The sequence below is a fragment of the Pseudomonas sp. ef1 genome (assembly GCF_007293365.2).
GTDB classification, from domain to species: domain Bacteria; phylum Pseudomonadota; class Gammaproteobacteria; order Pseudomonadales; family Pseudomonadaceae; genus Aquipseudomonas; species Aquipseudomonas siliginis.
In genome coordinates this window covers 4,727,399-4,742,964 of sequence record NZ_CM129815.1, presented here as the reverse complement: position 1 = coordinate 4,742,964, position 15,566 = coordinate 4,727,399, and the positions used below count along the sequence as shown (strand labels likewise).

9 protein-coding genes are annotated in these 15,566 nt (G+C 58.2%); 2 read left to right on the top strand and 7 right to left on the bottom strand.

The annotated features are described in order from the left end of the window. Positions 1-3: 3 nt before the first annotated feature. On the bottom strand, positions 4-3,570 hold the full coding sequence (locus FEE99_RS21480; RefSeq protein ID WP_178089431.1) for a Tc toxin subunit A: 3,567 nt from the start codon (positions 3,568-3,570) through the stop codon (positions 4-6). 426 nt (positions 3,571-3,996) lie between these two features. On the opposite strand from FEE99_RS21480, the gene FEE99_RS21475 reads away from it, so the two are divergent. Further along, positions 3,997-5,964 (top strand): hypothetical protein, encoded by a 1,968-nt coding sequence (locus tag FEE99_RS21475; protein ID WP_143979051.1) that lies wholly within the window; start codon positions 3,997-3,999, stop codon positions 5,962-5,964. A 9-nt stretch (positions 5,965-5,973) separates the two neighbouring features. Continuing rightward, entirely contained in the window at positions 5,974-9,159 is a 3,186-nt protein-coding gene (locus FEE99_RS21470; RefSeq protein WP_041477081.1) for a hypothetical protein, read from the top strand. Between the two features lie 135 nt (positions 9,160-9,294). Here FEE99_RS21470 and nuoN read toward each other — a convergent pair whose 3' ends face one another. From nuoN to nuoI, 6 genes are read right to left on the bottom strand one after another with little or no spacing between them, the layout of a single operon-like run. Continuing rightward, positions 9,295-10,758, bottom strand: a complete 1,464-nt coding sequence (gene nuoN / locus FEE99_RS21465; RefSeq protein ID WP_024013420.1) for an NADH-quinone oxidoreductase subunit NuoN — start codon at positions 10,756-10,758, stop codon at positions 9,295-9,297. Positions 10,759-10,765: 7 nt separating this feature from the next. Next, entirely contained in the window at positions 10,766-12,298 is a 1,533-nt protein-coding gene (gene nuoM / locus FEE99_RS21460) for an NADH-quinone oxidoreductase subunit M (RefSeq protein WP_016775285.1), read from the bottom strand. Positions 12,299-12,337: 39 nt separating this feature from the next. Continuing rightward, positions 12,338-14,191 carry an NADH-quinone oxidoreductase subunit L gene (gene nuoL, locus FEE99_RS21455; RefSeq protein ID WP_024013419.1) on the bottom strand — a complete coding sequence of 618 codons (1,854 nt, stop codon included), beginning with the start codon at positions 14,189-14,191 and terminating at the stop codon, positions 12,338-12,340. Then, a complete protein-coding gene (nuoK, locus tag FEE99_RS21450) occupies positions 14,188-14,496 on the bottom strand; it encodes an NADH-quinone oxidoreductase subunit NuoK (protein WP_003180046.1) in 309 nt (102 codons plus the stop codon). The genes nuoL and nuoK overlap by 4 nt, the downstream gene beginning before the upstream one ends. A 3-nt stretch (positions 14,497-14,499) precedes the next feature. After that, positions 14,500-15,000 (bottom strand): NADH-quinone oxidoreductase subunit J, encoded by a 501-nt coding sequence (gene nuoJ / locus FEE99_RS21445; protein WP_007951462.1) that lies wholly within the window; start codon positions 14,998-15,000, stop codon positions 14,500-14,502. A gap of 9 nt (positions 15,001-15,009) precedes the next feature. Further along, positions 15,010-15,558 (bottom strand): NADH-quinone oxidoreductase subunit NuoI, encoded by a 549-nt coding sequence (gene nuoI, locus FEE99_RS21440; RefSeq protein ID WP_016775283.1) that lies wholly within the window; start codon positions 15,556-15,558, stop codon positions 15,010-15,012. Positions 15,559-15,566: the final 8 nt, after the last annotated feature.

Here is a 15,566-nt window from a genome sequence, read left to right as displayed (position 1 = left end):
TCCTCAACCATTGTCACGTGATGGGGCGGCGTTAGAGTGGGCGGCCATGACTCCCTCACCGACGGCTTTCCAGGCCAGCAGATCGCTTTGTTCGCCCAGCGCGGTGGCTTGCAATAGGGTTTTGGCGGCCAAGCCGCTGGCCTGACAAGGACGGACCCAGTCGACTTGAGCCATCGAGGTGGCGCGTTTATCGGGGAGCGAGCTGGTCAGCTCGGCAACTTGCGCCTGCGGCCAGTTCAGCAAACGAGCAAGGGCAGCATCGGCCGTTTCGCTGGCGAGCTGGCGCAGGGCCTTGTTTTTCAATTGGGCCTTGGCTGGATTGGCGCAGCTGAAATAACTCAGGACATGGTCTTCGGACTGGCTCTGGCTGTGGAACCAATGACTGAAGCGTTCAAGCAGATAGAGATCGGAAAGCGAAGGCATGCTGTTACTGCCTTCCTCGTATGCCGCGCCACCCAGCCACATCGGATTGATTGCAAACAGGCGCAGAGCGCTATTGCTCAAACGCAGCTCTCTGACGATCTCGGCGTGGCGAGCCACCCGTTGATAATCCTCGATCAACGCTTGGGGCAGCGGGGTCTTGAGTGCTTGCTGCAAAATGCTATAGGGCGTGGCCCACGCCCAGTGAATGACCGCCCGGCAGCAATCCGGCGCGAGTTTCGCGGTTTCCTGGAAAAGCCCTTCGAGCAACTGGGCCTGACGGTCATGCACATCGAGCAGGAACTTGACGAGTCTGTCTGCGCAAGCATCTTTGACAGGTTGGGCCAGCCCTAGACCTTTGAGCGCTTGCGCGACATCGGCCTGTAACCAGGCAACGGGTTCATCTGTCAGGGTCAGTGTGCGATCAAGGCCAGACAGCAGGCCGTCAGCAGTGATCAGATGGTGTTCGATCAGCAACTGAAACCAGTTGATTTCTCCTCGCTTGCGTTTGCCATCCTCTTGCAGTGGCAGACCCAGCGCATTGACCTGCGCCTCGGTCGCCAGGCTGCGGCGCGTATCGCTCTGCAGCGTGGTCAGACGCGCCCGCAACTCATCGGGCAGGGGAGCTTGCTCAGCCAATCTGATCTGCTGATCATTTTCCTGCTCTTCGGGATTTGGCGGGGCATCGATGCCCAGGCGTTGCAATACCTGCGTCACGGTCTGCTGACTGTCTTTGAGCCAGGCGAAGGCCCAATCCAGTTGCATCAGCACATCGAGGATGTCCGGATTCGCATCCGCAGTCGTTGCACTCAAGCGGCCGCTGGCCAGTGCGGTTGTGTAAGACGAGCCTCCGAGAAGTCCCGCCAACGCCAGCAGTTCTTCGACCGAGTGACCGAACAACCGGGCTATCCGCGCCTGGCGGTACAACGAGGAAACGGTAGGCAAGTCACGCTTGAGCGCGCCCACGTGCTTTTCGGTCTGACGGGCAATCAACAGCAAAGAGTCTTCGGTGGGTTGTACACCGAGCCCGGCACAGAGTTGCAGCAGGGTTTTCTGCGTCGCGGCATCGAGGGTGGTCAAATCGATGGGTGTTTGATCGAGAATCAGCGGTGTGTCGAACAGTTGCACATGGTTGAACACTTGATCGAACAACGGCACCGCGTCCTTGCCGCTGGCAAAGGGGCTGAGGTCGTGCAGCAGCGCCGCGAACTCTTCAGGTTCGATGCTGTAGCGCTGGTTCAGGTAGCGATAGACGCCCAGCGCACGCAGGGTGTTTTCGTTGAGTTCCATGCCCAGGTTTGGTTCGCCCTCGGCGCGCATGGCACTGCAGATCAACGTGTCGAGCCTGGCGAAAGGAATGCCGCTCCAGCGTTGCAGGCGGATCATCCGCTGAAGACGATCGAGACGATCAAGTGAGGTTTTGGTCAGACGCCATTGTGTGTTGTCACCCGACGCTATCCGCTCCAGTCCTATGGCGTGGTCTGACTCATCGCTCAGGTCTGTTTCCGGGGCCGGTTCCGGCGCGTTGTCGGACAGTTCAGCACCGGGACCGATGCCATTGACGTAGCAGGCACCGTAGTGATTTGGAAATGACCCGGTCAGCAGGTCAATCCTGTTCGGGGTCGGCTGCAGGTATGGACAATTGGGCGACAATCGCACTGCAAAGCTGCGGCGGGCCACAAGTTGCTCGACCTGTTCAGCGGTGAGGCCAGTGTGCTGCATGAAGTCGGTCAACAGGGTCAATTGCTGCACAGGCGCATCGCTGGTGACTTCGACACCGTAGGCGCCTTTGAAAAAGTTCTTTTCTGTCGTCGTCAGGCGGTACTGGTCATCGAGCGTAAAGGCGAAGCGCTGTCTGGCCAGACGAACCGGTTGCTCCACCGTCCCGGTGGCGGTGATCAGATCGAATCTGGCTGTGTATTCCTGCTCGGTCGGCGTGGGAAGGGTGGCAGCCTGGAAATGCACAACGATGGGTTTATCTGTCGCAGCGTGCAGACGATTTACCAGCCAGCCAGTCCCTGTGAGGTCCGGGACGTTAGAGCTCAGATCGATACTGGCAGGCACGGTCTTGTCGTCTCTACGAAAGGTCAGTGAGACAACGGTTTTGGAGCCGCCTTGATTGGTTGGTGCGTCCGCCAACGGAGTCGCGACCACGTCGTCGGGCTGCCCGGACAGGAGCAAGTAACATCTGCTTGGTGTGGTATGTGGCCGCAGGTAGGCAGTGAGAGGGTTTTGCCAGCCTTTGATGAGATTGCTGCGGGTCAGATAAAAATGGCTGAACACCGGGGGGGCGAGCAGCAATTGCTGTTGTTGTGGGCTCAACCCGCACAGCAACCGTTGTGCCTGTAGCGCCGGTTGCTGCAATTGCCCATAGTCATTGATTGCCACCTGTTTGATCGGTAGCAACAGACTGGCCCGGTAATTCAACTCGCCCAGACGCGGCTTATTATCAGCGAGCCCAAGTTGGCATTGGTGATGATAGAAGTTGTAGGGCAGTTCGAAGGGGTAGCTCCGTTCGGCCAGTACCTGATAGGTGGATTTGCTTTTGTCGGGAAGATTGCCATCCAGATAGGTGCGCAGATGACTTTCCAATACCTGCGTGACAATTTCCAGCATTGGCCTCGGTGTGAAGGTGCTCTCCTGGCTGATCAACAGGTCCTTGAGGTCAGGACGGCGTTGGTCCATCAACAGTCGCTTGGGATCCTCACTGGTGGCTTCCAGTTGCAGGGAAAATCTCCGCAGTTCAGTCAGGTAGGCCACCGGACTATCGTTGGCGGCAATGGCTCCGACCTTGGTGAACTCGTCCCAGTTTTCATTGAACATGCGTTGATAGGTAGCGCCCAGCGAAACCAGCGAGCTCACACCACTGCGTTGAGCCAGTTGCTGCAACGTGCCGGAAGAGGTCTGGTATTCCCGATACAGGCGCGAAATGAGCGCCGCATACTTCATCGCATTGTCATAAGCCACATCGGCGTTGGCGTCGCTGTGAAGGGCGAGCTGGCGAGCGAACGCTGCTTTGGATAAACGGACGATGTCGAAAACTGACGTGAAGCCCATTTGCTGCATGGCGGTGGGGAAGTCGCTGCGGTCTTTCTGTACCGAAACGTGTGGCTTTACCAGTCTCTGCAGCAACGAGTTGTTGTCAGCCATGATTGTGATTCTCCTACTTTCAAGAGTGGCATTGAGGCAATGCGCGGTTAGAGCAAACTAACGGTAAACAACAGGGACGTAACCTGTCAGACCTGACAGGTGTTGCCGCATTGATTAGAACTAATTCGAATAAAACGGAATAATCTAAGGGCTTTATGTGTTGGCGGCTTCGGTTGTCTTGGTTTTCGGTTTCGTCCGTTTTGTCTTTGATGTTTCCGTTTTTATAATGAGAAGCCATTTTGTTTTGTTCTGGCAATCGCGATTTATTATAAAAGCCTGTCAGGAATGACAGTGTGAATGAGCTCTGTAGTGAATTACTGTGAACTGAAGTTTCCTTTCCATATAAAGGCACGCTTCGCTCTGTTTTGATTGTTGTCTGGCGTTGTGCGTTTGTCTGATATGAACCTATTCATCCGAGAAGCCATAATGGAAAATGACGTCACTAAGAAAGAAGACAGTTCAATTATTCAGAGAGAGGCTGCCGAAGGAAGATATGTCAGGCATGTTTCAACAATTACAATGCATGTGAAATATCCGGATTTATTCCTTCCGTGGGAGGCATTTCTTACAGTTGAAAGTTTTTGGAATCCTTCAGGTACTTTGTTTACTTGTCACGCGAAGCAGTACGCGGCCACCAATAATGGCAGGCGAAAGGGCAATGTCTACTTGAGTTTCAGCTCGTCAGGGAGGTGGCCTGAGACGGAACTAACGAACGATGATGCGATTCAGGATGGTCGATGGCATGCTATCAGTGGTGGAGGCTCCGTAACAGGTAACAAGCATTCGGCGGAGATTAATTTCAAGTTTGTGTTTGATCATGAGCTTAGTGCTGACAAGTCGAAAGATACCTCGGTAACCATGAGTTTTGAAGTTGACTTTCGTCCTCCCATTATCGTGCATCCTCATGTTGTACATTCGCCGCTGCCGCAAATAAGTGGGACAGGTTATCCAGGCGCCTTGGTTAAACTGTATGAGGTTGATCAACTTGAGTTGGTGATCGGAGCTGCAATTGTAGACAACCATGGCAGATGGACGACTCCCCTGACAAAGCCTTTGTCCATGACCGAGAGCTTTTCGATAACAGCCTTGCAGCTCTATGAGGATGTACCCTCTCGCTGGGCAGTCCATTCCTCTTTTGCGGTTCTTTTTGCGCCCCACATTCTTGGCACAACTGTTTATCCGGAACGTAAACTCAGCGTCCACGGCGGCGGTGGCTTGGCGGGCGCGAAACTTGAGCTCTGGCTTGAAGACAAGAGCAAGGGAATTCAGTTAGCCACGACTGTCTGGCAGGACGGCACCTGGTTGGCGCTCAGTGTTGAAGCGTGGCTTCCTGGCAAGCATCTGCTCACTGCAAAACAGGTGGCATCGGTCAGCGGACAGAGCTCTGACTGGTCAGATACCTACGTCGTCAACGTAAAACCGCCAACTCCACGGATTGAAGTTCCACCCGCATCCAGCTCGGTAAAACAGGCGCTGAAGATTATGAATGTCTGGCCCGAAAGGGCATCCGTGCAAATATTCACTGACAAAGACGAAATTGTCGTTGGCACTTTCGATCGCTTCACATGCACTTTTACACCGTCGGGACAGTGGGCGGTAGGCACCACAAGCCTCAGGGCGGTGCAGACAGTGGACGGAGCGACATCCGACCCGAGCAGTGCGGTATCCGTCAAGATTCGACCCTCGAGTCCGGTCATCGAGCCTCCCGCCGTCCCGATTGCAGCCCGGCAGACGCTGAGTATCAAATTCGTTTCACCCGATGCTACCTTGCTGGAAATATTCAACGAAGTTGGCGAAAGCGTGGCGGGTGAATTTACCGGTAGTGGTACGTCCCGTACCTTCACCCCGGCGCAGGACTGGTCTGTATCCAGCCAGGTCAAAATCGTACAGACCGTAGGCGGTGTCCGCTCCAATCCAAGCGCGCTGGTGCCTATAGTGGTGAAACTCTTCATTGCTCCGCCATCTGATCCGGCAGCCGCGAAAGAAAAGCTGGCCATCAGTTTTTTCCTGGCCAGCGATGACCACTTGCGAATGTACATACAGGGCGGCGGATTGGTTGAAGGCACCTTCCTGGAAAGCGGCTCCGTCCGGTACTTCACCCCGAAGGAGGAGTGGAAGCAGGGAAAAACCACGGTCAGCGTTCAGCAGGTCGTGGGTGGCGTCGTCAATTGGAGCAATCTGGTTACCCTTGCGGTACAACCCTCTGAACTGTCGCTTGCCAATCCGCCAGGCTCCGTGAGCTCGGACCTACAACTGACGCTTGTGTCGGCCCCTCCATCTTCGTCGGGCAGTGTGTTGCAGATGCTTACCGAAGCAGGCGCACCGGTGACGGGCGAATTCACCACTGGAACCCCACGCAAGTTCAAACCCTCGCCGCGATGGCCAGCGGGCTAAAATGCGGTCATGGCCGTGCAGTTCGTCGACGGAGTGCCATCCGCACCAAGCAACGTTGTCAGGTTTTTGGTCATACCCGCCAAGCCGGAAATCGAGCCGCCACCAAAACCTGCCTTGCCGAGACAGCGACTGAACATTATCGGGGTCGACCCCGGCGCCGTTACCTTGCAAATGCTTACCGAGGACGGGGCGGCGATTGAAGGTGATTTCACGGGAGTCGACACGTCTCGTATCTTCACACCCGCTGCGGACTGGGCAGGCACGCGCAAAATCGTGGTCGTGCAGAGCGTCGACGGTGGCGCGTCGCGGCCTAGTAATGTTGTTACTGTGTATGCGCCCCCGCCGAAGCCGGAAATAGAACAACCACCCATCCCGGCAACATTGGGTCAAGTGCTGAACATCAACAGGGGACGTTCATACGGTCCCGTCATCCTGCGAATGTACACGGCAGCGGGCATCAGGCTGGATGGCGAATTCAGCGCTTACAGTACTCCCGCCACCTTCACGCCAAGATACGGGTGGACACCGGGGAGGAACGAGGTCATGACAAAACAGGACATAAACGGCGTGGGTTCCGAGTTTAGCGATCCTGTTTTATTAGAGATCCTTCCCGGAAAGCCCTTCATCCAACCACCATACAACCCTGTCACTTCGAAGCACCAACTGAGCATTTCCAGCGTGTATGCCGGTGACGTGACCCTGCACATGTTCTACGAGGACGGCGAAACGGTGCCGGGTTATTTCAACGGCGATGGCGAATTCCGCACCTTCACGCCGGCCATTGACTGGACAGGAACCACCAAAGTCAATGTGGTACAGATCGTAGATGATGTACTTTCCCATCCAAGCGATCCGGTCACTGTTTCGGTAATAGAGAAGCCTCCCACACCCGTAATCACTCAGCCTTTACCCCACACCAGTCATCATGCCGATCTCAGGGTGCAAGGAACCTGCGTGGCTGGAGCGACGATCGCCGTGCAAGATGCCGCTGGCAACTTTCTGCAAGGCAACCTGACCTACAGTGGCACGACATGGTATTTCGAGTATGCCTGGCTGGCCGGTCCGCAACAGATCAAAGCACAGCAGAGCATTGGTGGGGAAACGTCTGAAGCTACCGAGATTCTTGAGTTCTCCATCAAGCCGGCGACGCCTGCTATCGAGCCGCCAAGCCACCCGGTCGCGCTGAAGCAATCTCTGAAAATCACCGGTGTAGCGTCAGGCGCCGTCAGCTTGCAAATGTTCACTGAGGCCAACAGACCGTTGGCTGGCAAATTCACTGCCAGCGGAGCCAACCGCCTCTTCACTCCGGTGGGGGACTGGTCGCCCGGCGAAAACACCGTCTACGTCATCCAGACAGTAGACGGCGTGGACTCTGACCCCAGTGACTTGTGCACGTTCACCGTGGAGGTGGAGGACCGGCCCGACGCCCCTCAATTCCAGCAACCGCAGGCGGGGGGCTTAACCTCACGGTATCCCTCCCTCAAGATCGCCGGCCTGCCAGGCGCGCTGCAAACCGTTCGTTTTGAGAACGGCGCGACGTTGCACGAAGAGACAGCGGGTGCAGACGGGATCCTGACATTCACAGTGGTGGAACCGCTTGATCCAGGCACCATTGTCCTTGAGGCTAAACAGGCCAGCGGTGGGACTGATTCGGATTGGAGCGCGCCGCATCGGTTTACGGTCAAGGCTGCCCCGTCAACTCCATCGATCGAAGCGCCACGGGCGAACTCCGAAACATCACGCTATCCGAGGATTCGAGGCACAGGAGCAACGGGAGGTGAGATTGTCCTGCGTCATGCGCTTGATCCCAAGGAAGAGTTTGCCATCGTCGACGGTTCAACCCGGTGGAATTGGACCGCAGAAAAAGCGTGGGCCCTCGGAGACTACGCCGTGCAGGCCCGGCAGACATTCGACGGCGACTGGTCCGACTGGACTGAGGCTCGCTCCTTCAAGGTCAGCGAATCGCGGTATGCCATTGGCGACGCTACACCCGCCATCGGTACACCGGTGGTGGGCACCGAGCAGAGCGTGCTGTTGCGAATCCAGGTCATCTCCGGTGTCAGCGGGGAGGTAGCGGCTGGCGTGGAGGTGAAGTGGCGCGTCAATGGCGAGGAGGAATTGCTGGCGACAACGCAGACCGACGTCAACGGCTGGACCAGTTATCGCTATACACCTGAGACAGTCGGCAAGCATGAAATTCTGGCGGACGTCACTCAGGATAACGCCGGTGTGATTTTGACCGAACTCTATGAAGTGAATGCCGTACTGGACGATGTCTGGGCGCAGGCAGCAGAGCTTTATCTGGACGGTGAGCGCGTCGACCCTGCAAGCGAACTCGTGCTGTTGAGAAAAAACCTGCCCTATAAGCTGGAGCTGAAGATTGCCGACGACAGTGTTTTGATTGGCTCTACCGTCACTTTGCAGAACTTCTGGGGCGCGAAGGAACGAGGCCTGACTTTCAACCCTGATCTGGGCACGCCGCTGACTATAAACAAAGGATCGTCAATCCATTGGTATATTTCTACCGAAGAGGCGAACAGTGGTTTTTATGGTTTGAGTCTGGCCAGTTCGATACTGCCCGACTGGGAGCTGCCCGGGCGAGTGGAAGCGGGGGATTTGGCTGACGCCGTGAGGTTTGATCTGGATGGGTTCCCCCAGGTGTTCGGTGGTACCCCGGCGTACCCCTGCCTTGGGGCCACGCATACATTGACTTTGCGACCCCAGGACAGCAGTTTTTTGCTCGGCCAGGACGTGGTTCTGGAGTTGAGTGCGCGCGCGGCCGATCTAGGCGTGACCTTGAGTCCGAGCATCCCGCAAACGCTTGGCGAGGACGGGGTGAGCTGGTTGCTGAACTGCGTCGACAGTACCAGTGCCGGCGATTTCGCAGTCTGGTTGAAGGTGCCGGCGCTGGAATTCAGTTCGCTGGAGTTGCCCATGTCGCTGGCGCATAACAGTGCTGAGGTATCTGAAAGATTCGGCCCTCAGCAAATGGGAGGTTCGGCCTCGTTCTGGAGATATGGCATTCGCGCGGTTTCCACTTTCACGGGGCTGCCGGCGGGGGGAGTGCCGGTGACCGTCGCGGTGACTGGCAAGCCAACCGTGGAGAATTTTACTGCTCGCGATGGCTGGATATTTATCAGCTACTACGACGGAGAGTTTGCGAGTTTGTCCATTCGTAACCGCTATGGAAAGTAATGGCTGGGCAAACGTCGGCAACTAGAGTGCGGCGCGGTACTTGTCACGGGTTGTTGCTGCGCAAAAAATCCCGGACCAAAAAAAACGGCACCTGCGAAGGTGCCGTTTTCATGTGTAGCCAGATCAGCCGAGCAATCAGCCCGCCAGACCCGCCTGTTGTACCAGCACCAGCAATGGCTGCGGGTACACGCCCAGGAAGAATGCGACCAGCGCGATGGCCAGCAGCATCACGCCGCCTGCTTTCTGTTCCCAGTGCAGCTGGGCGTCGTGGCGACGCAGGTTTGGCTCGATCAGGTACAGGGTGACCATCACGCGCAGGTAGTAGAACACGCCGATGGCGCTGCCCAGTACCAGTGCGCCGACCAGCCACCACTGACGCGTTTCGACGCCGCTGGCGATGATGTAGAACTTGCCGATGAAACCAGCGGTCAGCGGAATGCCGGCCAGGGACAGCATCATCACGGTGAGCACGGCGGTCAGGTACGGACGGCGCCAGAACAGGCCGCGGTACTCATACAGCGCGTCGGCGTCGCGGCCGTTGTACGGCGAGGACATCAGGGTGATCACGCCGAACGCGCCGAGGCTGGTGATGACATAAGTCACCAGATAGACGCCGATGGCTTCTACCGCCAGCCCCTTGCTCGCCACCAGTGCGATCAGCAGATAGCCGAAGTGCGCGATGGACGAGTAACCGAGCAGACGCTTGAGGTTGCTCTGGGTCAGGGCCAGCAGGTTACCGAACAGGATCGAGGCGACCGCGATCACGCTCAGCACGTCGCTCAGCACACCACTGCTGGCAGCAGGGGAGAGCTGGAACAGACGCACCATCACCGCAAACACCGCGACCTTCGAAGCGGTGGCGAGGAACGCCGCCACTGGTGCCGGAGCACCTTCGTAGACGTCCGGCGTCCACAGGTGGAACGGTACCAGCGACAGCTTGAACGCCAGACCGATCAGCATCATGCCCAGGCCCAGTTGCGCCAACGGGCTTGGCAGGCCGGTCGCAGCCAGGGCCTGACCGATGCCGACGAAGCTCAGCGAACCGGCGTCGGCGTAGAGCAGCGCCATACCGAACAGCAGGAACGCGGAACCGGCAGCCGACAGCACCATGTATTTGATGCCGGCTTCCAGCGAACGCTTGTTGAAGAAGGCGTAAGCCACCAGACCGTAGACCGGTACCGAGAGCAGTTCCAGACCGATGAACAACCCGGCCAGGTGCTGCGCGCTGACCAACACCAGACCACCGGCGGCGGCCATCAGGATCAGCAGGTACAGTTCTTCGCGATTGCCCGGGTAACCCGAACCGCCATCACCCAGATAGGCGTGGGCGAGGGTGACGCAGGCGAGCGTGGCGACCAAGATCATCGCCATGTACAGACAGGCAAACGCGTCGATCTGCAGCAACGGGGTCACGGCCAGAGGCGCGACTTTCAACGCAGGCAGGATCGACAGCAGGGCCAGGTTCAGACCCGCCACCGAAATCAGGAAGGTCTGCGAGTGGTTGCGGCGCCAGGCGATTGCCAGCATCACCACGATAATGGTGAGGCTGGTGATCAACAGTGGCGCAAGCGCAATAAAGTGTTGAATCGTGAATTCCATAGCGCTCTTACCGGGCCGAAGCGAGTTGAGAGAAGGCGGTGCCGAGCCACTGCTGCACGCCATGCATAGTGGCGGCAGAGGTGTCGAGGAACGGTTGCGGGTAGACGCCGAGGTAAATCAGCAACACCGCCAGACCGAGCACCATGATCAGTTCGCGCGCGTCCATGCCGTGCAGCACCGCGTCGGATTTCGACGGGCCGAAGTAGGCACGGTGAATCATGATCAGCGAGTAGACCGAACCGAACACCAGACCGGAAGTGGCAATCGCCGTGACCCATGGAGCGCTGGCGAAGGAACCGATCAGGATCAGGAACTCGCCGACAAAGTTACCGGTACCCGGCAAGCCCAGCGACGCCGCCGCGAAGAACAGGCTGATCGCCGGCAGGTAAGCGATACGCGACCACAGACCGCCCATCTCACGCATGTCACGCGTATGCAGACGCTCGTACAACTGACCGCTGAGGATAAACAGCGCCGCTGCCGACAGACCGTGCGCCAGCATCTGGATCACTGCACCTTGCAGCGCCAGTTGGCTGCCGGAGTAGATGCCGATCAACACGAAGCCCATGTGGGAAACGGAAGAGAAGGCAATCAGACGCTTGATGTCGGTTTGTGCGAACGCGAGGAAAGCGCCGTAGAAGATCCCGATCAGACCGAGGGTCATGGCGATCGGCGCGAACTCCGCCGAAGCGTTCGGGAACAGCGGCAGGGCGAAACGCAGCAGACCGTAGGCCGCAGTTTTCAGCAGGATACCGGCGAGGTCGACGGAACCGGCAGTCGGTGCCTGGGCGTGAGCGTCAGGCAGCCAGGAGTGGAACGGTACGACGGGCAGCTTGACCGCGAAAGCGATGAAGAAGCCGAGCATCAGAATGTACTCGGTGGTCATCGACATCTTGGTTTTCAACAGGTCGGCGTAGTTGAAGGTGATCACGCCGGTGTTGTTGAAGTTGACCAGCACCAGACCGAGGATCGCCACCAGCATGATCAGGCCGGACGCCTGAGTGAAGATGAAGAACTTGGTAGCTGCGTAGATCCGGGTTTTCTTGCCGTCCGAAGAACTGTGACCCCAGAGCGCGATGAGGAAGTACATCGGCACCAGCATCATTTCCCAGAAGAAGAAGAACATGAACAGGTCGAGGGCGAGGAACACGCCGACGACGCCGCCCAGGATCCACATCAGGTTCAGGTGGAAGAAGCCAACATGACGTTGAATCTCTTTCCACGAGCAGAGTACCGAGAGGATACCCAGCAGACCGGTCAGCAGGATCATCAACAGCGACAGGCCGTCGAGGGCCAGGTGCACGTTGATGCCGAAACGCTGGATCCAGACATGCTTGAACTCAAGCGCCCAGGTCGGATCGGCGCCCGGCGCCGGTGCGAATGAATAGTCACCGTGGGCCCACAGCCAGAGGCCGAGCGCGAGTTCCAGGGTCATGGTCAACAGCGCAATCCAGCGCGGGAGGGTAGCGCCGAAGCGCTCACCCATCCAGCACAGCAGGCCGCCGATGAAGGGGATCAGGATTAGCCAAGGCAGAATCATGACGGGCTCGTTTCCTTTCGCAAATTCGCAAGGTTCATATCAGACCGCTACCAGCACGATGGCGCCGATCACCAGCACGGCACCAGCAGCCATCGAGGCGGCGTACCAACGCAGTTGACCGGTCTCGGTGCGGCTCAGGGCAGTATGACCACCCTTGGCCATACGCGGGATCAGACCGATGGTCTGGTCGAGCGGGTCTTTGCGCAGTACATGGCTGATCGCAAGGTACGGCTTGACGAACAGTTTGTCGTAGATCCAGTCGAAGCCCCAGGCAGCGAACCACCAGGCCGAAAGGAAACGGCCGATGCCGCTGTTGGCGATCGCCGTGACGAAGCGACGCTTGCCAAGGAACAGCAGCGCTGCCAGCAGGATACCGGCCAGGGCGATGGCGCCCGAGGCGATTTCCAGACTGTGCTTGGCTTCGCCACCGGCATGCCCGACGCTTTGCGGCAGTACGCCGTGCAGCGGCGGCACGATCATCGCGCCGACGAAAGTTGACAGCACGATCAGCACCGACAGTGGCAGCCAGTGGGCAATGCCGTGGCCGGCGTGGGCTTCGGTCTTGGCTTCACCGTGGAACGCGATGAAGATCAGGCGGAAGGTGTACAGCGACGTCATGAACGCACCGACCAGACCTGCGTAAAGCAGACCCTGGTTACCGCTGGCGAACGCTTCCCAGAGGATTTCGTCCTTGGAGTAGAAGCCTGCGGTAACCAGTGGCAGAGCGGCCAGCGCAGCACCACCGACGATGAAGCTGGCGTAGGCCAGTGGCAGTTTCTTCCACAGCCCGCCCATCTTGAAGATGTTCTGCTCGTGGTGGCAGGCAACGATCACCGCACCGGAAGCAAGGAACAGCAGGGCCTTGAAGAAGGCGTGGGTCATCAGGTGGAAGATCGCGCCTTCCCATGCGCCAACGCCCAGCGCCAGGAACATGTAGCCGATCTGGCTCATGGTCGAGTAGGCGAGGATACGTTTGATGTCGGTCTGTACCAGCGCGGCGAAACCGGCCAGTACCAGGGTCACGCCACCGACGATGCCGACGAGGTGCAGGATGTCCGGCGCCAAGGCGAACAGACCATGGGTACGGGCAATCAGGTAGACACCGGCGGTCACCATGGTTGCGGCGTGGATCAGTGCCGAAACCGGGGTAGGGCCGGCCATTGCGTCGGCGAGCCAGGTTTGCAGCGGCAGTTGCGCCGATTTGCCGACAGCACCGCCGAGCAGCATCAGGGTTGCCAGAACGATCCAGAAATCGCCGACCTTGAAGTGCTCAGGCGCACGCACCAGCAGTTCCTGGACGTTCAACGTGCCCAGTTGCTGGAACAGGATGAACAGGCCGATGGCCATGAACACGTCGCCGATGCGGGTGACGATGAATGCCTTGAGTGCCGCGTTACCGTTGTTGCGGTTGCTGTAGTAGAAACCGATCAACAGGTACGAGCACAGGCCCACGCCTTCCCAACCGAAGTAGATGAACAGCAGGTTATCGCCGAGGATCAGGAACAGCATGCTGGCGATGAACAGGTTGGTGTACGAGAAGAAGCGCGAGTAACCGTCTTCGCCACGCATGTACCAGGACGCGAACAGGTGGATCAGGAAGCCGACGCCGACGACCACGCCGAGCATGGTCACCGAGAGGCCATCCAGATACAGCGCGAAGTTCGGCTGGAAACCTTCCACCGACATCCAGCGCCACAGCACCTGGGTGTACACGCCACCTTCCGGCGGCGCGACGTTGAATTGCCAGATCACGTAAGCGGTGACGATGGCCGACAGGCCGATCGAACCGACACCGATCAGCGCCGAGAGGTTTTCCGAGAAGCGGCCGCGCGAGAACGACAGCAACAGGAACCCGATCAGAGGGAATACGAAAGTCAGAAAGAGTAGGTTCATCCGCGCATCTCACTGGCAGCGTCGATATCGAGCGTGTGGAAGCGGCGATACAGCTGCAGCAGGATCGCCAGGCCAATACTGGCCTCGGCCGCTGCAAGGCTGATCACCAGGATGAACATGATCTGTCCATCCGGCTGCGCCCAGCGGGCGCCCGCAACGATGAAGGCCAGGGCAGAGGCGTTCATCATCACTTCCAGACTCATCAACACGAACAAAATGTTGCGGCGGACCATCAGGCCGACCAGACCAAGGCAGAACAGGATGCCGGCAACGGCTAAACCATGTTCGAGAGGGATAGCAGGCATGTCTTACTCCTTCGCCTCGTTACGGCCCAAATGGAACGCCGTGACGGCTGCGGCGAGCAGCAGCATCGAGGCGAGTTCGACCACCAGCAGGTACGGGCCGAACAGGCTGATGCCCACGGCTTTCGCGTCTACGGTGGTGTGGCCGATGGCCTGGCCGCTCTGGTGAGCGAACAGCACATACAGCAGTTCGGCCAGCAGCAGCGCGGCAAGAATCACCGGTCCTGCCCAGATGCCGGGCTTGAGCCAGGTGCGTTCCTGCTGCACCGAGGCGGGACCGAGGTTGAGCATCATCACCACGAACACGAACAGCACCATGATGGCACCGGCGTAGGCGATCACTTCCAGCACACCGGCGAACGGCGCGCCGAGGGCGAAGAAGGTCATGGCCACGGCGATCAACGAGATGATCAGGTAGAGCAGGGCGTGCACAGGGTTGGTGTTGGTGACCACACGCAGCGTGGACACCACAGCAATACCCGATGCGAAATAGAAAGCGAATTCCATCGTTCTTCCTTAAGGCAGCAAGCTCTTCACGTTGATCGGTTCGGCTTCGTTCTGCGCAGCGCCTTTCGGCTTGCCAGCGATTGCCATACCTGCAACACGATAGAAGTTGTAATCAGGGTTTTTGCCGGGGCCGGAGATCAGCAGATCTTCTTTCTCGTACACCAGGTCCTGACGTTTGAACTCGGCCATCTCGAAATCCGGGGTCAGCTGGATTGCGGTGGTCGGGCAGGCTTCCTCGCAGAGACCGCAGAAAATGCAGCGCGAGAAGTTGATCCGGAAGAAGTCCGGGTACCAGCGACCGTCTTCGGTTTCAGCTTTCTGCAGCGAGATGCAACCCACCGGGCAGGCCACGGCGCACAGGTTGCAGGCTACGCAGCGTTCTTCGCCATCGGGGTCGCGGGTCAGGACGATGCGGCCACGGTAGCGCGGCGGCAGATAGACCTGCTCTTCGGGGTATTGCAGGGTGTCGCGCTTGCGAAAGCCATGGCCGAAGACCATGACCAGGCTGCGCAACTGGGTACCGGTACCCTTAACGATGTCGCCAATATATTTGAACATGGGTCAAA